The following is a 17547-nucleotide window of genomic DNA, read 5'->3' as shown; positions in this document are numbered from 1 at the left end:
GAGGAGACATGCTCAAGAACTTCTGGTACGCGGTCGAGTTCAGCGAGGCCGTCGGGCGGCGGCCACGCAAGGTGACCTGCCTGGGACAGGACTTCGTGCTCTGGCGCCGCCGCGACGGGCAGGTGGCGTGCCTGTCGGACCTGTGCGTGCACCGCGGCGGCGCGCTGTCGCTGGGCACGGTGATCGAGGACCGGGTCGTCTGCCCCTATCACGGCTGGGAGTACGAGCCGGACGGCGGCTGCGTCAAGATCCCGGCCAACCCGCCCGGCCGGGGCATCCCGAAGAAGGCCCGGATCGACTCCTATCCGGTGGTCGAGAAGTACGGGATGGTGTGGACCTTCCTCGGCGACCTGGCCGAGGAGGAACGGCCGCCGATCCCGTACATCCCGCAGCACGACGACCCCGCCTTCCGCGTCATCCACTGGGAGACCACGCTGGAGGCCAACTACGAGCGGGCGCTGGAGAACGTCGTGGACGCGGCGCACACGCCGTTCGTGCACGGCACCGCCTTCGGCAACCCCGACAAGCCCGAGATCCCCGACTACGAGATCACCCAGACCGACTGGTACGCCGAGGCCGACATCCTGCTCAACCCGCCGCCCCCGAAGGGCCTGTGGGGGATGCTGGCCAAGGCGCGGATCGACCCGGTGATCGTCACCAACGGCTGGTACCTGCCCAACATCGTCAAGCTGCACGTCCGGCTGCCGTTCGGCGACCTCATCCTGTACGACTTCAACATCCCGGTCAGCCAGAACCGGACCCACGTGAAGATCCTCGGCTACCGCAACTTCTTCACCGGGAAGTGGGCCGACGCCAACGCGGCCAAGCGGATCACCCGGATCTTCGAGCAGGACCGGCTGGTCGTCGAGTCGCAGCGGCCCGAACTGCTGCCCTTCGACCTGTCGGCGGAGCTGCACCTGCGCAGCGACGCGCTGCAGGTGTCCTACCGGCGGCGCCGTCAGCAGCTCATCGACCGGGGCTGGTGGGTCGGCGGTGACGACATCGTGACGGGCGACGTGCCGCGCCGCGAGGCCACTGTCATCGCCTCCCCCGCCCGCCGCGACAACCCCGACCTCGCCCGCGCCTGGGTGCACAAGACCCGAGGAGAGAGCCTCAATGAGCCTGCCCACAGCGCTGAGTGACCGCACCCTGGACCGGCTGGTCACCGCCCTGGACCTGACCGCCGGCGCGGACGTGCCGCTGACCAGCCAGATGTCGCCGGAGCCGGTCGGCCGGTTGCGGGTGCTGCGCGGCGCCGGCGCCGGTGACGCCCAGGTCGACAAGGTGGTCGCCGTCAGCCTGGTGGTGCCGATGATCGGGCTGGACAGCCACATGATCTTCGCGTTCACCCCGGCCGGGTCGGCGGTGCCGCACTTCACGCTCGACGCGGTGGCCACGCCCGCCTACCACGCCATGCACCTCGACCTGATCCCCCGCGTCGAGCTGGCCACCCACCTGGCCTACCTCGACGCCTGCTACCTGCCGCTGACCGAGCCGCTGGAGCAGGCCTGGACCCTCGACGGGCTCTCGGCGGCCGACATCGGCCCGCGCCAGAAGGCGATGATGTCCCCCTGGATGCTGGTCTGCCGGGCCGGCGAGGAGGCGTTCGAGAAGCTCGGCGAGACCGTCGACACCTACCTCGGTCACTGGCTGGCCCTGACCGAGGCGGGCGTGCCCGATCCCGGCGACACCGACCTGGCCGCCCGTGACGCCGCGAACCGGGACAACCTGTTCAGTCCCGACGTGGACCCGGTCTGGCACCAGGTCACCCGCCTGCTCGGCGAGGAGCAGTCCGAACGCGTACGAGGGGAGCTGCTGCGTTGAGCGAGCCGAGCACCTGGCAGAGACGCATCGAGGGCGAATGGTTCGGCAGGCCCTCCCTGTTCGACGCCACCGGCACCTGGCAGGGGTACGAGGACATCCGCCGCTCGTCGGTCTTCGAGGACGGCGTCACCACCTACTACATGGACGGCGGGCTGGAGGGCGGCGGACCGATGGCCGGCCGGTTCCGGCTGGGCGCGCCGTTCGCGTTCGGGGTGGTCGACTCCGACGCGAGCCGGCTCTACACCGGCCCCGACTTCTACGGCACCGGCCAGCCGTACGGGTCGTTCGTCGACGCCCACTACTACGGGCCGGGCTGGCAGGTGGACCTCAACACCTGGAACCAGGTGCTGACCGACCGCGACACGCAGGTCTACTCCTCGGTCCTGTTCCAGGGCCCGGCCGTGGTCGGCTGCTTCAACGGCCTCTACACCCGCGACCCCGCCAAGGTGGAGGGCTGGCTGGCCGAGGAGACCAGGAACGGGCCGGTGCCGTACATCCTGCCGACCAAGGCCGCGGGCGCCTTCAGCGGCGAGTGCGAGGTCTACGGCGCCGACCAGAAGCCGCGCGGCACCGTCCAGGTCACCATCGAGCTGGAGCCGCTCGACCTGCTGCGGACCCGGCAGCGGGTCACCTGGTCGGGCGCGCTGGACCGCGCCTACACCGTGGACGCGCGGCGCGACGGCTTCCGCTCGTTCTACGAGGGGCCGGACGCGTGGGGCAACGCCCAGGCGTTCGGCCGGGCCAACTATCCCAGCCTGCACTTCGCCGACGTATGGAAGCTGAAGGGCCGGGAGTTCATGCTCGACGCGACGCCCGGCATGGGCGCCGGGACGGAGCTGGCGGTCGCCTACGAGCTGTTCGACGGCAACGTGCTGGGCGCCGTGGTGCACGGGGTGCTTCGATGGTCATCGTCGTAACGGGCGGCACCCGGGGCATCGGCCACGGGCTGGTCGGCCGGTTCCTGGAGACGGGCCACGAGGTGGCGTTCTGCGGGAGCCGTACGGAATCGGTGGAGAAGGCCGCGCTGGACGGCGCGCTCGGCGTGGTCGCCGACGTCGGCGACCGCGAGCAGGTGCGCGGGCTGTGGGACGCGGCGGTGGAGCGGTTCGGCCGGGTGGACATCTGGATCAACAACGCCGGCATCTCGCACGCGCGCCGGCCGCTCTGGGAGCTGCCCGAGGCCGAGGCGGCCGAGGTGGTCCGCGTCAACCTGACCGGTGTGATCAACGGCTGCGCGGTGGCGCTGGCGGGCATGGCTGCTCAGGGTCACGGTCACGTGTGGAACATGGAGGGCCTGGGCAGCGACGGCCGGGCGGTGCCCGGGCTGGCCGTCTACGGCTCCACCAAGCGGGCGCTGCACTACCTGACCAGGGCGCTGGCCAAGGAGGTGCCGGACGGTGTGTCGGTGGGGCTGCTCAGCCCTGGGATGGTCGTCACGGACCTGCTGCTGCACGACGAGGTCAGCCCGGAGTCGCGGCGGATCTTCGACATCCTGGCCGACCGGGTGGAGACCGTCACGCCGTGGCTGGCCGACCAGGCGGTGCGGCGTGTCGGCAACGGCGCCCACGTCCGCTGGCTCACCGGCGGCAAGATCCTCACCCGGTTCGCCACCGCCCCCTTCACCAAGAGGAAGGTGCTCCCGTGACCGACGCACTCGGCTGGCGCCGTAAGTTCGGAGTGATCGCCCCGTCCACGAACACGATCGTCGAGCCCGACTTCTACCGGATGACCGTGCCGGGGGTCACCTCGCACTTCAGCCGGATTCACATCAGAGATCAGAACATGTCCGGAAATGAGGGCATGGAACGCTTGCTCGATCAGATCCGTGAGGAGATCGGCGCCGCCTGCGAGCGAGTGCTCACCTGCGAGCCCGACTACATGGTGATGGGCATGTCCGCCGAGACGTTCTGGGGCGGCGTGGAGGGCAACCGGCAGTTCGTCAGGCAGATCCACGACCTCACCGGACTCCAGGTGGCCACCGGAGCCGAGTCCTGCGAGCGGGCGCTGAACCTGTACGGCGCCCGGCGGATCGGCGTGGTCACCCCCTACCAGCCGGTCGGCGACGACAACGTGGTCCGCTTCTTCACCGAGATCGGCTTCGAGGTGGCCGCGATCCGCGGGCTGAAGTGCCCGACGGCGGTGTCGATCGCGCACGTCACCGAGGACGAGCTGCGCGAGGCCCTGATCGAGGTCGACTCCCCCGACGTCGACGCGCTCGTGCAGTGCGGCACCAACCTGTCCATGGTCGGCCTGGCCGACGAGGCCGAGCGCTGGCTGGGCAAGCCGGTCATCGCGATCAACGCCGCCACCTGGTGGATGGCGCTGCGCGACAACGGCATCGAGGACAAGGTCTACGGCGCCGGCCGCCTGCTGCGCGAGCACTGATCGGCGCGGGACGTGTCCCGTCCGGGCTGATCGGCGCCGACGTGTCCCGTCCAGGCTGATCGGCGCCGGCCGCCTGCCGCGCCATGCTGGGCGGCGCCGGCCGGCGCCACGCGTCACCGCTGGGCCAGCGCGGCCTGGCGGTCGGCGTCGAAGCTCGTCCGTCCCCGGTAGGCCAGCAGCGCGCCGACCAGCAGCGGGACGGCGAGGATGGCGTAGGCGGCGCGCAGCGAGCCCGTGGCGTCGGAGAAGGCGCCCACCAGCAGCGGGCCCGCCGCGCCCGCCAGCGAGACGAGGAACTGCAGCAACGCGAACCCCATCCCCCGGCGCGCGGCGGGCACCACGTCGGCGGTGGCCGCGGTCAGCGCCGGGATGGCCACCAGGAACGCGATGGACGACACGGCGAGGCAGGCCAGCTGGACGGGCAGCATCAGGACCGCCACCGAGCCGGCCAGGCTGAGGCCGCCGACCATCAGCCCGCCGGCGCCGAGCGCCACCCGCCAACCGGGGCGGGTCAGGTGCCCCCGGTCGCCCAGGCGGGCGCCGAGCAGGCTGCCGACGATCATGCCGAGCAGCCCGACCCCGCCCGCCAGGCCCGCCGCCATGCCGCTGGGCATGTCAAAGGTGCGCTGGTAGAACGTCGGCAGCCAGAACATCAGCCCGCCGAGGCCGAAGAACAGCGTGCCGAGACCGGCCACGACCGCCCGCAGCGTCCTGATGCCGAGCAGGTCGCGCATCTCCTTCAGCACCGGGCCGCGCGGCGGCGCGGCCCCCGCGGGTGCCACGGGTGCCACGGGCGTCGCGGCCGGCGTCTCGCCGGTGCGGAGCAGCTCGATGCGGTCGCCGGTGCCGCGCACCGGCTCACGCAGGCTCAGGCAGAGCATGGCCACGATCATGCCGGGCACCGCGATGAGGAAGAACATCGTGCGCCAGCCGTACGCCTCGGCCAGGGCGCCGCCGACGATGATGCCGACGGGCTGGCCAGCGAAGTAGCCGAACCGTTCCAGGGAGAACGCCCGCGACCTGCTGCCACCGGGGAAGTAGTCGGCCAGCAGGCTGGAGGCGGCGGGGTTGTAGAGCAGCCCCGCCCCGCCGAGCAGCACCCGGACGGCGAACAGCATCGCGTACGACATGACCAGGCCGCTGCCGAGGGTCAGCAGCGACCAGACGGCGACGACGGTGGCCATCGCCCAGGTCCGGCGGCCCCGGTCGGCCAGCCGGCCGGCCGGGATCAGCAGGATGACGCCGGCCAGCGCGGCGGCGGTCGCGATGGCCCCGCCGGCCGTGTCGCCGAAGCCCAGCTCGCGCTGGATGGCCGGCAGCGCGCCGGCCATCAGGTTGTACTCGACCCGGTCGATGAGCGCGACCAGGGCGATGCAGAGCGCGGGCCACCAGCCGAACGGCGCGGCGGCGTTCAGCCGCACCCGCAGCGGCGGCCGCCCCGCCATCTGAACCTCGACATGCTCGTCCGTGGTCATCCGCTCTCCTCGAGTCGATCGACGACCGCGACGGCCTTTCCCGCTCCGAGATGCTCCTGCGCGGTTGGGCACATCGTTATGGAAACGGCGTTTCCCGTCAATGGATCTCCGCTCTACCTTGACGAAAACGACGTTTCCCACACGGAAGGCCCCGTCGGTGGACTATCCCCTCGCTCTGGCGCTCGTCGATTTCCTGCCGGTTCTCGCCATGACCGCCGGTATCAGCCTGCTCGTCCCCTTCGTCCGCCGGACCGCCGGACCCGCGATCGCCACCGCCGCGCTGGCGGGCGGCGCGCTCACGGTGCTCGGCGGCGCGCTCAAGGCCGTCTGGAAGCTCATCGTGGCCTCCGGCGGGCCGGACATCGTGTGGATGGCGAAAGCCCAGTTCTTCCTCCTCGGCCCCGGGTTCACGCTGCTGGCCTGGGCCCTGGTGAGCACGGCGCTGAGCACGGCCGGAAGACGGCCGCCGCTCTGGGCGTTCGCCGCCTTCGCGGCGGCGGGGCTGGCCGCCGCGGCGGCCCTGGGCGGCACCTGGCCGCTGCTGATCGTGACCACCGTCTCGGCCACGATCCTCGGCGTGCGGCTGCTGCTGCTCGCCCGCCGCGCCCAGCAGGTCGCGGCGACCTTCCTGTTCGGCTTCAACCTGCTGGGGACGTACGCGATGGGCATCCTGGCCGGGCAGCCCGAGCAGACGATCGCCCTGCAATGGGTCGAGGAGTCGCTCAACACGCTCACCTGGACGGCCTTCGCCGTGGGAGTCTGGCGGCTCACCCGGACGAAGACGTTATTGACTGAACAGCTCTTCAGATGATTGATTGTGGAAACTCCGTTTCATTCTGAGGAACATCCGTCCGAGGCACATCCGTGGAGGATCACTTGGAGTCGCTGATGCGGCCCATACGCGGCCCCGTCCTGCTGTCGGTGCTCGGCACGTGGCTCCAGGCACTGGCCACCACGGCGCTCCTGCTGCTGGTGGGGACCGCGATCGGGCAGATCCACCGGGGCGGCGCCCCCGAGACCGCGGTGATCGCGGGACTGTTCGCGGCGGCGGCGGCCCGCGCGCTGCTCGCCGCCGCCGTTCCGGCGATCACCGTCCGCGCGGGCGGCCGGCTGGAGGTCGGGCTCCGCGACCGGATCTACCGCCACCTGCTGAGGCTCGGCGCGCCGCTGCGCTCGCGGGAGCAGACCGGCAGGCTGGTCTCCACCGGCACCGAGGCCGTGGAGCTCGTCTCCACCTACTACGCGACCTTCCTCGGCCCGATCCTCGCCTCGATGACCGTGCCGATCCTCGTGCTGGTGGCCATCGGGGTGTTCGTCGACCCGTGGACGGCGCTCATCCTGGCCATCGTGGTCCCGGCCATCCCGCTGACCGTCGGCGTCTTCCAGCGCGGCTTCGCCAAGGTGAGCGACGGCTACCGCGACACGGCCAACCACCTCGCCGCCCGCTTCCTCGACGCCCTGCAGGGGCTGTCGACGCTCAAGCTCTTCAACCAGGGCACGGCGCACGGCAGGGCCCTGGCCAAGTCCTCGGAGGAGCTGCGCCGCGCGATCATGCGGCTGCTCGCCGGCAACCAGGTCATCCTGTTCGTCGTCGACACGGTGTTCTCCCTCGGCATGATCACCACGGCGACCGTGCTGGCGATGGTCCGGATGCGCGAGGGCGCGATCGACGCCGGCGAGGCGGTGGCCCTCGTGCTGCTCACCACGCAGCTCGTGGAGCCGCTGGACAAGGTCGGCCAGTTCTTCTACGTCGGCATGGGCGGCGCCGCGGCCGCCAAGGAGATCAGGGCCCAGCTGGCCGAGGTGCCCACCGTCGCCGACCCCGAGACGCAGGCGCCGGAGCGGGCCGGCTCCGATGTGTCCTTCGAGGGCGTGAGCTTCGCCTACCTGCCGGACACGCCGGTGCTGCGGGAGGTGGGCTTCACCATCGCCCCGGGCGAGAAGGTCGCGCTGGTCGGGCCGTCGGGCTCGGGCAAGACCACCGTTGCCGCGCTGCTCCAGCGCAACCTCGACCCCGGCGCGGGCGTGATCCGCGTCGGCGGCCACGACATCACCTCGGTGCCCGCCGCGTGGGTGCGCGAGCAGATCAGCGTCGTGGCGCAGAGCACCTACCTGTTCACCGGCACGCTGCGCGACAACCTGCTGGTCGCCGCGCCGGACGCCGACGACGAACGGCTGTGGGACGCGCTGCGCACGGCCAACCTGGACGAGTTCGTCCGGGGACTGCCGGAGGGGCTGGACACACCGACGGGTGAGCGGGGCCTCATGCTGTCCGGCGGGCAGGCGCAGCGCACCGCGATCGCCCGCGCCGTGCTGAAGGGCTCACCCATCCTCGTGCTCGACGAGCCGACCTCCAACGTGGACCTGGAGTCCGAGGCGGCGATCCTGGCCGCCCTCGACCGGCTGACCGTCGGCCGTACGGTGCTGATGATCGCGCACCGGCTGTCCACGGTGCGCGACGCGGACCGGATCGTGGTCCTGGAGGACGGCCTCGTCACCGAGCAGGGCTCCCACGACGAACTGATGACCGGCGGCGGGCACTACGCCCGCGCGGTCCGGCGGACCGAGGTGGAGACGCGATGACCCGGACCCAGATCAGCCTGCGCCTGCTGCGCTTCGGCCGCCCGCTGATGACGCCGCTGGCCGTCTCGGTCACCTTCCGGGTGCTGCAGATGTGCCTCGGCATCGCGTTGTACGGCGTCGGCGCGTGGGGCGTGGTCCACGTCGCGTCCGGCGACCCGTCGGTGATCATGCCGGTGGCGGTCGCGATGGTGGTCATGGCCTTCGCCAAGGGCCTGTTCCGCTACGTCGAGCAGTACGCCGGCCACTACGTCGCCTTCAAGCTGCTGGCCATGCTCCGCGACGACTTCTACCAGCGGATCGAGCCGCAGGCCCCGGCGGGGATCGAGGGCAGCAGAACCGGTGACCTGCTCGCCCGCGTCATGAAGGACATCGACCGGATCGAGGTGTTCTACGCGCACACGATCGCGCCGTCGCTGGCCGCCATCATCGTCCCGGTGATCTCCCTGTCGGTGCTCGGCGCCGAATACAGCCCCGTGGTGGCCCTCGTGCTGGCGCCCTTCCTGCTGGGCGTGGGCGTCGTGGTGCCGTGGCTGAGTCACCGCGCCGCCGCGACGGCCGCCACCGATCTGCGGCGGGCGCGCGGCGAGATCTCCCAGCACCTCACCGACGGCGTCCAGGGCGTCAGGGAGGTGCTCGCCTTCGGCTACGGCACCCGCCGCCTGGCCGAACTCGAGGCGCTGGGCTCGTCGGGTGCCTCGGCGATCGGCCGCCTGGGCACGCTGATCTCCATGCGCCGGGGCCTGAACGAGTTCCTGGTCGGCGCGGGCGTGATCGCGGTCCTGTTCACCGGCTGGGGACAGGGGCTGTCCTGGCAGGACATCGCCGTCACGGTGGCGATCGGGCTGGCGACCTTCGGGCCCGTGCTGGGCGTCGAGGAGTTCATGGCCGACCTGGAGCAGGCCTTCGCCGGCGCGCGCCGCATCTGGGAGATCACCGACCGGCCGCCGCTGGTCACCGACCCGCCCGCGCCCGAGCCCCGGCCCGCCACCGCCTCGATCGGCTTCGATTCGGTCACCTTCGCCTACCCCGGCCAGAGCCCGCCCGCGGTGTCCGGCGTCTCCTTCACCGTGCCGGCCGGCAGCCGCTACGCGGTGGTGGGCGCTTCGGGCTCCGGCAAGTCCACCCTGGTCTCGCTCCTGCTGAGGTTCTGGGAGCCGCAGTCCGGCACGGTGCGCGTGGGCGGCACCCCGGTCGACCGGCTCGGCCTGGACGACCTGCGCGACCTGATCGCCGTCGTGGGCCAGCGCACCTACCTGTTCAACGACACCGTCGCCGCCAACCTGCGGCTGGCCCGGCCGGACGCCACCCAGGAGCAACTGGAGGCGGTCTGCCGCCAGGCCGCCCTGCACGACACGATCATGGAGATGCCCGAGGGCTACGACACCGTGGTCGGCGAGATGGGCGAGCGCCTGTCGGGCGGCCAGCGTCAGCGGCTGGCGATCGCCCGCGCGCTGCTCAAGAACGCCCCCATCCTCGTCCTGGACGAGGCCACCTCCGAACTCGACGTGCACACCGAGGCCGAGATCCAGCGGCAGATCGACGACCTGGCACAGGGCAGGACCCTGCTGGTCATCGCGCACCGGCTGGCCACGGTCACCGACGCCGACCGCATCCTCGTCATGGATCGCGGCCGGCTGGTCGAGCAGGGTTCCCACCGGGAACTGCTGGCTCGCCAGGGCGCCTACGCCCGCCTGTACGCCCGCCAGGCCGACGACCTCGACCGGGCGGCGGGATAGAGAAACGGCCGTGAGAGGGATGCAGCCCCTCTCACGGCCAGAACCTTCGCGAAGGAAGGCCCGCCCATGCTACGTCCCCCCTCCCGCAAGCTGTCTCGGATCCTCACCGTGACGATCGCCACACTGCTGGCGATGATCGTCGCCCTGCCGGCGTGGGCTCATCACACGGTGATCCTCACCAAGGCCAACACCCCGGGCAACGCGCCCCGGGTCGTCGACGGTGCCGTCTCCTTCGCCTTCTACGGCTGGATGAACAAGCCGCTCGACGTACGGTCGTTCAAGCTCACCTTCACGGCCGGGCAGCGACTGTACTTCGAGGCGATCATGCCCGACCTCGCCCCCGAGAACACGATCCCCAACCACCACCTCCCGCAGATCCTGATCACCACGCCCAGCGGGAAGCTGATCAGCGTCCCGCCGACGCTCAGGGAGCCCTTCTACGAGGAGCACAGCCACACCACGCTGATCCGCTTCGCCAAGCTGGACCGGGTGGCCGAGGCCGGCACCTACCAGTTCGTGGTGATCGGGGCGCGGCAGCAGCGCTTCGCCCTGGCGACCGGGCTGCTGGAGGTCCCCGGACAGCTCGAGAACGGCACCATCGGCAACTTCTACGACGTTATTCACTGGTACCAGACCCCGGCGCCCTACGACCCCGCCGGAGTCTGACCCCGAGACGGTGCGGCGGGTCCGAGGGGTCCCGCCGCACCCCGCCTGTGCTGGGGTTGGACCAACGGGACCCTTCCGAGCATGGCGCGAACCGAGATACGGTCAGAGTCATGATTCGTGTGTTCCTGCTTGACGATCACGAGGTGGTCCGCCGGGGCGTCGCCGCCCTGCTCGGGTCCGAGGACGACATCGAGGTGATCGGCGAGGCGGGCACCGCCGAGTCCGCGATCGCCCGCATTCCGGCGCTCAAGCCGGACGTGGCGGTGCTCGACGTACGGTTGCCCGACGGCAACGGCGTGGACGTCTGCCGGGAGGTGCGCTCCAAGCTGCCGGGCCTGGCGTGCCTGATGCTGACCTCGTTCGCCGACGACGACGCGCTGTTCGACGCGGTGATGGCGGGTGCCTCGGGCTACGTGCTCAAGCAGATCCACGGCTCCGACCTGGTGGGCGCGGTGCGCACGGTCGCCTCGGGCCAGTCGCTGCTCGATCCGCAGACCACGGCCGCCATGTTGCAGCGGCTGCGCGACCAGGCGGCCCGGCAGGACCCTCTGGCGGCGCTGTCCGACCAGGAGCGGCACATTCTCGAGCTGATCGGCGAGGGGCTGACCAACCGGCAGATCGGCGAGCGGCTGTTCCTGGCGGAGAAGACGGTCAAGAACTACGTGTCCAATCTGCTGGCCAAGCTCAACATGCAGCGGCGCACCCAGGCGGCGGCCCTGTCGGCGCGGCTGAGGGCAGATCGGCGCGAATAGTCGGGACCTTCGGCCCTGGGTGGCCCACCGGCCGAGCCGCGATGCTGGACGTATGCAACTGGATTCGTCTGGCCTGCGGGTTCTCAATCGTGAGGAGTGCCTGCGCCTGCTGTCAGTCACGCCGATCGGGCGGATCGTCTTCACCGACCGGGCACTGCCCGCGGTGCAGCCGGTCACGTTCGCCCTCGACGGCGAGACCATCGTGATCCGCACCGGCGTCGGGTCCAAACTGGCGGCGGCCACCCGGCACGCGGTGGTGGCGTTCGAGGTGGACGAGTTCGACACCGAGCTGCGCACCGGCTGGTCGGTGACCGCGGTGGGCAAGGCGCGGGCGGTGCAGGACCCGGCCGAGATCGGCCGGCTGTCCGAGCTGCCGCTGGCCGCGTGGGCGCCCGGCAGCCGCGACCACTACATCGTGGTCGAGGCCGAGCAACTGACCGGCCGCATGATCACCCGCGTGCCCGCCGCCGAAGCGTGCAGATAGCCGGTGAGTGACGTCGTGTCCGGAGCCAGAGCCCGCCTCATGACCGCACAACCGGTCATGACCCGAGAGGTTGGCCGGATCCCTCAACGTGATCGTGGTCGGCAGGGCTGAGCTCACAGGTCGCGGCGCTGGAAGGCCATCCCCGCGAGCCCTAGTACGAGGACGACCCAGAGGCCGGCCCAGGCGAGGTAGGTGGTGGTGAGCGGGGCCTGGCTCAGGAACGGGGAGGCCCCGAATCCGGAGCCAGGCCCTGGTCCTGGAAGGCGTACATGGCCCCCTGCCACAGGCCATCCGTTGGCAGCATCCGGGAGACGGCGCCGACCCGCGCCACGCTGTCGTTGTCGCCTCCCGCATGGGCGAAGCAGTACACCCGCGCCGGGAAGGGAGCCGCCCTCCATCATGATCGTCTTCTGGAGACGCAGCGTCTCCGCGAGGCGGTGAAGGCCCTGGACTCGCAGAGATTCGACCTCGTCATCTCCGACATGCACCGGGTCGAGGACGGCACCGAGGAGCCACGGGCGGGCCTGAAGCTGCTGCGCGAGATGCGTTCGGGTCGCCGGCGGCCCCCACCGGTCTTCTACACCTCCAATTCCGTGCTGTTCACCGCGTACGAGGAGATCTCCGCGTACGGGGTGGTCGTCACCGACACCGCGAGTGACCTGTTCGCCGAGGTCAGGCAGGCACTGCGGCGACATTCCGCGGAAAGCTGATCCGGCTGCGACGCCGCCACCTCAGGAGGTCGACGACCTAAGAGCTGTTTCTTGGATCAGGTGCGGAGCCAGATGACCAGGGCGGCCAGGGTGACGGTGCCGAGAAGATGTAGGCGCGTTTGTCGTAGCGCGTGGCCACGGCCCGGAAGTTCTTCAGCCGGTTGATTGCCCGTTCGACAACGTTGCGCGCTTTGTAGCGTTCGGTGTCGAAGCCGGTGGGCCGTCCGCCGCTCGAGCCGCGCCTGCGGCGGTGGGCGCGTTGATCGCGGGGTTCGGGGATGGTACGGCGGATCTTGCGGCGGTGCGGGTAGACACGGTTGGCACGGGAGGAGTACGCCTTGTCCGCGGCCAGACTGTCGGGCCGGGTGCGGGGACGTCCCGGCCCTAGCCGGGGGATCCGGATGGCCTCCAGCACTCGCCGGAACTGCGGGCTGTCGCCGTACTGGCCCGGTGTCAGCACCAGCGACAACACCCGGTAGCGGCCGTCCGCCGACAGGTGGATCTTGGTGGTGAACCCGCCGCGGGAACGGCCTAAGCACTCCCCAGTCTGACCGCCTCCGCCAGCCGGGCGGCCAGCGCGGCCAGCACCGGATCGCCCCGGTTTGTCCTGGCGGCGTCCCTCTTTTGCCGCTCCTGCGCGGGCGGGGGTGGTGTGCGGGGGGCGCCTACGGCGTGCTGGTGCGCCCGGACCGTGGTGGAGTCCACGGCGATGTCCCACTCCACCCGGCCCTCGGCGTCCTGCTCGGCCTGGATCGCGGTCAGCAGCATCTGCCAGGTGCCATCAGCCGACCAGCGGCGGTGCCGTTTGTAACCGTGATCCAGGAGCCGAACCGTTCGGGCAGGTCACGCCATGGCAGCCCGGTACGGGCTCGGTACAACACGCCGTCGATCGTCCTTCGATGGTCATTCCACCGCCCACCCCGCCGGCCACCCTCAGGCAGCAGCGGCTCGAGTCGTTTCCCACTCCGCGTTGGTCAGATCACCACGGCCCATAAACCAATCGTGACAACATCACCACGATTAGTCAGCAGATCTAAGAAACAGCTCTCAACGCTGATCGATGCAGACCATGTCCGCCACGTTCTGGTAGCGCGTGTTCCACTTGGCGCCGCGCGAGATGTTCTCCAGATACGCCCAATGGCCCTCCCAGTTGTAGAGATGAACCTGTCCGTTGCCGCCGTTGTTGACGGAGGAGATCCGGTCGTTGAGGGGCGGGTTCATGCGTCCGAGGTCGAAGCAGCCCGCACTGGGCGCGATCCAGATCCTGTTTCCTCCTTCCTTGTTGTCGTAGTAGCAGGAGTAGCCTGCGGGGCAGTCCCAGGCGAGGGTGCCGGCCTGGGCCGCGGAAGCGCCCGTGAGAGAGAAGACGGCAGCGAGTGCTGCGACCGCGAGCGAATTGGTCAGTCGCCTCATTTTGTAGCTCCCCTTCTGTTTGATTGACGGCATGACTGGTCTCGGGTCGGAACTCCGACAGGTGTATTGGTCGCCGATTTCGATAAGGGGTCCCGTGGGGGACTAGTGCGAGAATCAACCGTAATGAACTTTGCCGTCTATGCCTTTCAGGCACTATACATCGTAGATCGCGCGGTAATGGGTCGCCTCGTCGGTAGTTGCTGATCAGGGCGCGGGTTTGGTGGGTTTGCCGGAATCTGGACCAGGCCAGGACGTGCTCGATGGTGCTGGCGGCGGGCACGATGAGGCGGGCGAAGACACGGCGGATCTCAGCCATCGATGGCCGGATCAGCCGGCCTGCATTCAGCTGAGAATCTCCTGGTGATGCGGGTCTTTCCCTGATCGGCGGCGGGTGGGACCGGCTCGGGGGCGCTCTGGCCGTCCAGGTGGGCGCGGCTGACGGCGAGGAAGGCCAGGGCGAGCATGGCCGTGGTGACGTGGCGGTGCCAGCCGTCCCATTTGCGGACCTGGTTCTCGGTCAGGCCGAGCAGGTCCTTGCCGGTCTCGTTGTTCTCCTTGATCTTCCAGCGTAGCCCGGCGATGGTGATGAGTTCGGTGACGGGCGTGCCGGCCGGGGCGTGGGCCAGGAAGAACTCGACGTCGGCGGGATCGCTGACGCTGCGGCGGATCAGCAGGGTATGCGTGTGGCCGTCAGCGGGGAGTTGCCCCGCGGGTGCCGCCGCGACCGTCGCCCAGTCGTAGGCGCGTCGCCCCTTGGTGCCCTCGCCACATGAGCGGCGCTCCCACAGACCCGGGACGGCCTGGGCCAGCAGCCGGTCCAGCACATGCCCGGCCGGTTCCTCCGCCGGGGAGTTCCGCGCGTGGGCGGGGCCGCGTGATCAGATGGGCACCTGCCAGCGGAGCGTGGTGCCGCCGGTGTCGGGAGTGGTGATCTCAAAGGACCCGCCGAGCCCGGTGGCGCGTTCCTCCAGGTTGCGCAGCCCGCTGCGGCGCCCGTCGGCGGACAGTCCCACGCCGTCGTCGCGGACGATGAGGGTGAGGATCTCGCCGGCCACCTCGACCGACACCTCGGACTTGGACGCCCTGGCGTGACGCACCACGTTGGACAGGGCCTCGCGCAGGACCGCCAGCAGGTGCTCGGCGATGGCCTCAGGGACGCGGTTGTCGAGCTGCCCCTCCATCCGCAGGCCGGGCATGAAGCCGAGGTGGCCGCGGGCGCCCTCGACCAGCTCGACGACCTGGGCGCGCAGGCTGGGGCCGCTGGCCTGGTGGGCGCCCTGCAGGGCGAAGATGGTCGAGCGGATCTGCCGGATCGTCTCGTCGAGCTCGTCGATCGCGTGCTGCAGCCGCCCCGAGGCCTCGGGATGCTCGACCAGCCGGACCGTGCTCATCAGCGTCATCGCGATGGCGAACAACCGCTGGATGACGACGTCGTGCAGGTCCTTGGCGATCCGGTCGCGGTCTTCGAGCAGGCCGAGGCGTTCGGCGTCCTTGCGGGTGTCGGCCAGCTCCAGCGCGATCGCGGCCTGGCCGGCGAACGACTCCAGCATCCGCATGTCGGCCAGGCTGAACGGGAGCCGGCCCGATCTCTTGGCCAGGGCCAGCACGCCGCGCACGGAATGCCCGGCGCCCAGCGGCAGCAGCAGCTCGGGGCCGAAGCCCAGCTCGCGCAGCGGGGAGTCGGCGGCCGGCAGGTCACGCTCGGACATCGCCTCACCCCGGCTGAACACCTGCCCGACGGCGGTGGCGCCCACCTGGAAGACCAGGCCGCTCACGTCGTCGGCGTGCTCGCCCTCGGCGAACTCCACCGTCAGCCACTCACCCGACCGGTCGGGCAGCAGGACCTTGGCCAGGTCGGCGTCGGCCATCTGCCGGGCCCGCCCGGCCATCATGGTGAGCACCTCGCTCCGGTCGGCGCCGGACAGCAGGCTCGTGGTCACCTCGGAGGAGGCGTGCAGCCAGGTCTCGCGCCGTCGTGACTCCTCGAACAGGCGGGCGTTCTCGATGGCCACGCCGGCGGCGGTGGCCAGCGCGATGACGATCGCCTCGTCCTCCTCGTCGAACTCGCCGCCGCCGCGTTTCTCGGTCAGGTAGAGGTTGCCGAACACCTCGTCGCGCACCCGGAGCGGGACGCCGAGGAAGGTGCCCATGGGCGGGTGCCCCGGCGGGAAGCCGTAGGACTCGGGATGGTCGGCGATGCGGCCGAGGCGCAGTGGCCGGGCGTCCTTGATGAGCAGGCCGAGCAGGCCGAGACCGTGCGGCCAGTGCTCGATCTTGGCGATCTCCTCCTCGGTCAGCCCGACCGGGATGAACTGGATGAGAGTGCGCTCCTGGCCGATCACGCCGAGCGCGCCGTAGCTGGCGTCGACCAGCTTGGTGGCGGTCTCCACGATGCGGCCGAGCACCGTCTCCAGATCGAGGTCGCTGCCCACCAAGACCACGGCCTCGAGCAGCGCGTGCACCCGGTCCCGCGTGGCGAGCACGGCGTTCAGGCGGACCTGGAGCTCAGCCAGCAACTCGTCCAGCCGCATGTTGGGCATCAACGGGTTGCGCTCGCCTTCCGTCATACGAGCAGTCTCGCATCAGCGGAGACCACTTGCCCACCCAGGTTGGCGGTTCGCCCGCCCGGTTCCGGATCTTCGTCCGGTCTCCGGGCGGGCGAGCCGGCTACGCGGGGCCCGAGCGGACGACGGCGACCGCGCAGCGGGCATGGTGGAGGATGCCCCGGCTGACCGAGCCGAGCAGCACCGAACCCATGACGCCGCGGCCGTGTGAGCCCACCACGACCAGGTCGGACCGGTCCGAGGCGTCGGCGAGCGCGTTCACGGGGTGCGCGGACCGCACGTCCTCGACGACCGTCACCTGCGGGTACTCCTCGCGGAACGCCGCCAGCCGGTCCGTGACGAGCTGGTGCTGTGCCCTACGGACCTCGTCCATGTCGTACGGGATGTCGGGCGCGAAGGCGTGCACCGGCAGCTGCCAGGCGTGCACCACCCGCAGCGTGCCGCCCCGCAGCCTGGCCTGCTCGAAGGCGTAGGCCAGGGCCGGTTCGCACTCGGGAGAGTCGTCGACGCCCACGGTGACCTCGCCGAAGGTCTCACGGCGCTCGCCGCGCACGACCACGACGGGGCACCGCGTGTGCCCGGCGACGTTCACGCTGACCGAGCCCAGCAGCGCGCCGGCGAATCCGCCCAGCCCGCGGCTGCCGACCACGACCTCCGTGGCGTCCTTGGACTGCTCGCGCAGCACCACGGCGGCGGGACCCTCGACCAGCTCGGTCGTCACCTCGACGTCCGGCTGGCGCTCGTGGGCCAGCGCGACCGCCTCGGCCAGGAACCGGTGCCCGGTGCGCACGAGCGCGTCCGGCCAGTCGTCGCTGGGGAACCTGGCGATCTGATAGGGCGAGTGGTCCACCGCGTGCACGATCCGCAACGGCTGGTGCGCGCGGAACGCGTCGTTCGCCGCCCACTCCACCGCCGCCCGCGAGGCCACCGAGCCGTCCACACCCACGATGATCAT

Annotated in this window: 17 protein-coding genes and 2 pseudogenes; 12 read left to right on the top strand and 7 right to left on the bottom strand. The window is 70.8% G+C overall.

Features of this window, described 5'->3' with window-relative positions; translation table 11 throughout:
• Positions 1-8: 8 nt before the first annotated feature.
• Genes AC5L3X_RS17910 through AC5L3X_RS17890 form a run of 5 tightly spaced genes read left to right on the top strand, consistent with a single transcriptional unit; the run spans position 9 to position 4209 of the window.
• The gene (locus AC5L3X_RS17910) at positions 9-1142 is read left to right on the top strand and encodes an aromatic ring-hydroxylating dioxygenase subunit alpha (protein ID WP_494858127.1); all 1134 of its coding nucleotides are present in this window, start codon (positions 9-11) and stop codon (positions 1140-1142) included.
• Positions 1117-1824 (top strand): hypothetical protein, encoded by a 708-nt coding sequence (locus AC5L3X_RS17905; RefSeq protein WP_494858125.1) that lies wholly within the window; start codon positions 1117-1119, stop codon positions 1822-1824. The genes AC5L3X_RS17910 and AC5L3X_RS17905 overlap by 26 nt, the downstream gene beginning before the upstream one ends.
• Positions 1821-2741: a hypothetical protein gene (locus AC5L3X_RS17900; RefSeq protein ID WP_494858123.1), complete on the top strand. Its 921-nt coding sequence runs from the start codon at positions 1821-1823 to the stop codon at positions 2739-2741. Before AC5L3X_RS17905 ends, AC5L3X_RS17900 begins: the two co-directional genes overlap by 4 nt.
• Entirely contained in the window at positions 2726-3469 is a 744-nt protein-coding gene (locus AC5L3X_RS17895) for an SDR family oxidoreductase (RefSeq protein ID WP_494858121.1), read from the top strand. Before AC5L3X_RS17900 ends, AC5L3X_RS17895 begins: the two co-directional genes overlap by 16 nt.
• Positions 3466-4209 carry a maleate cis-trans isomerase family protein gene (locus AC5L3X_RS17890; RefSeq protein ID WP_189127599.1) on the top strand — a complete coding sequence of 248 codons (744 nt, stop codon included), beginning with the start codon at positions 3466-3468 and terminating at the stop codon, positions 4207-4209. The genes AC5L3X_RS17895 and AC5L3X_RS17890 overlap by 4 nt, the downstream gene beginning before the upstream one ends.
• Before the next feature lie 113 nt (positions 4210-4322).
• Here the strand turns inward: AC5L3X_RS17890 and AC5L3X_RS17885 are convergent, their stop codons facing one another.
• Positions 4323-5684: an MFS transporter gene (locus AC5L3X_RS17885; RefSeq protein WP_494858120.1), complete on the bottom strand. Its 1362-nt coding sequence runs from the start codon at positions 5682-5684 to the stop codon at positions 4323-4325.
• 157 nt (positions 5685-5841) lie between these two features.
• Here AC5L3X_RS17885 and AC5L3X_RS17880 point away from each other — a divergent pair, with 157 nt between their 5' ends.
• The 6 genes from AC5L3X_RS17880 (at position 5842) to AC5L3X_RS17855 (ending at position 11905) form a co-directional block, all read left to right on the top strand.
• A complete protein-coding gene (locus tag AC5L3X_RS17880) occupies positions 5842-6495 on the top strand; it encodes a hypothetical protein (RefSeq protein WP_494858118.1) in 654 nt (217 codons plus the stop codon).
• A gap of 77 nt (positions 6496-6572) precedes the next feature.
• Complete coding sequence (locus tag AC5L3X_RS17875; protein WP_494858116.1) at positions 6573-8267, top strand: ABC transporter ATP-binding protein/permease; 1695 nt, start codon at positions 6573-6575, stop codon at positions 8265-8267.
• The gene (gene cydC, locus AC5L3X_RS17870) at positions 8264-10003 is read left to right on the top strand and encodes a thiol reductant ABC exporter subunit CydC (protein WP_494858114.1); all 1740 of its coding nucleotides are present in this window, start codon (positions 8264-8266) and stop codon (positions 10001-10003) included. The genes AC5L3X_RS17875 and cydC overlap by 4 nt, the downstream gene beginning before the upstream one ends.
• A 66-nt stretch (positions 10004-10069) precedes the next feature.
• Positions 10070-10669, top strand: a complete 600-nt coding sequence (locus tag AC5L3X_RS17865; RefSeq protein ID WP_494858112.1) for a hypothetical protein — start codon at positions 10070-10072, stop codon at positions 10667-10669.
• Between the two features lie 110 nt (positions 10670-10779).
• Entirely contained in the window at positions 10780-11421 is a 642-nt protein-coding gene (locus AC5L3X_RS17860; protein ID WP_189127593.1) for a response regulator, read from the top strand.
• A gap of 52 nt (positions 11422-11473) precedes the next feature.
• Positions 11474-11905 carry a pyridoxamine 5'-phosphate oxidase family protein gene (locus tag AC5L3X_RS17855; protein WP_494858110.1) on the top strand — a complete coding sequence of 144 codons (432 nt, stop codon included), beginning with the start codon at positions 11474-11476 and terminating at the stop codon, positions 11903-11905.
• Positions 11906-12018: 113 nt separating this feature from the next.
• On the opposite strand, the gene AC5L3X_RS17850 is transcribed toward AC5L3X_RS17855, so the two are convergent.
• The gene (locus tag AC5L3X_RS17850; protein WP_494858108.1) at positions 12019-12189 is read right to left on the bottom strand and encodes a hypothetical protein; all 171 of its coding nucleotides are present in this window, start codon (positions 12187-12189) and stop codon (positions 12019-12021) included.
• Between the two features lie 153 nt (positions 12190-12342).
• On the opposite strand from AC5L3X_RS17850, the gene AC5L3X_RS17845 reads away from it, so the two are divergent.
• Complete coding sequence (locus tag AC5L3X_RS17845) at positions 12343-12615, top strand: hypothetical protein (protein WP_494858106.1); 273 nt, start codon at positions 12343-12345, stop codon at positions 12613-12615.
• A gap of 56 nt (positions 12616-12671) precedes the next feature.
• Here AC5L3X_RS17845 and AC5L3X_RS17840 read toward each other — a convergent pair.
• The 5 genes and pseudogenes from AC5L3X_RS17840 to AC5L3X_RS17820 all read right to left on the bottom strand — a co-directional run bounded on the left by AC5L3X_RS17840 (position 12672) and on the right by AC5L3X_RS17820 (position 17547).
• A pseudogene (locus tag AC5L3X_RS17840) lies at positions 12672-13608 on the bottom strand (IS5 family transposase).
• A 54-nt stretch (positions 13609-13662) separates the two neighbouring features.
• Positions 13663-14028: a peptidase inhibitor family I36 protein gene (locus tag AC5L3X_RS17835; RefSeq protein ID WP_494858104.1), complete on the bottom strand. Its 366-nt coding sequence runs from the start codon at positions 14026-14028 to the stop codon at positions 13663-13665.
• A 308-nt stretch (positions 14029-14336) separates the two neighbouring features.
• Positions 14337-14867: pseudogene (locus tag AC5L3X_RS17830) on the bottom strand (transposase family protein); the annotation flags it as partial.
• Between the two features lie 39 nt (positions 14868-14906).
• On the bottom strand, positions 14907-16595 hold the full coding sequence (locus AC5L3X_RS17825; RefSeq protein ID WP_494858102.1) for a sensor histidine kinase: 1689 nt from the start codon (positions 16593-16595) through the stop codon (positions 14907-14909).
• Positions 16596-16695: 100 nt separating this feature from the next.
• Entirely contained in the window at positions 16696-17547 is an 852-nt protein-coding gene (locus tag AC5L3X_RS17820) for a universal stress protein (protein WP_494858100.1), read from the bottom strand.

The sequence above is a fragment of the Nonomuraea sp. CX421 genome (assembly GCF_059358955.1).
The sequence above is the reverse complement of the archived record's forward strand: the minus strand, read 5'-3'. Positions and strand labels throughout refer to the sequence as shown.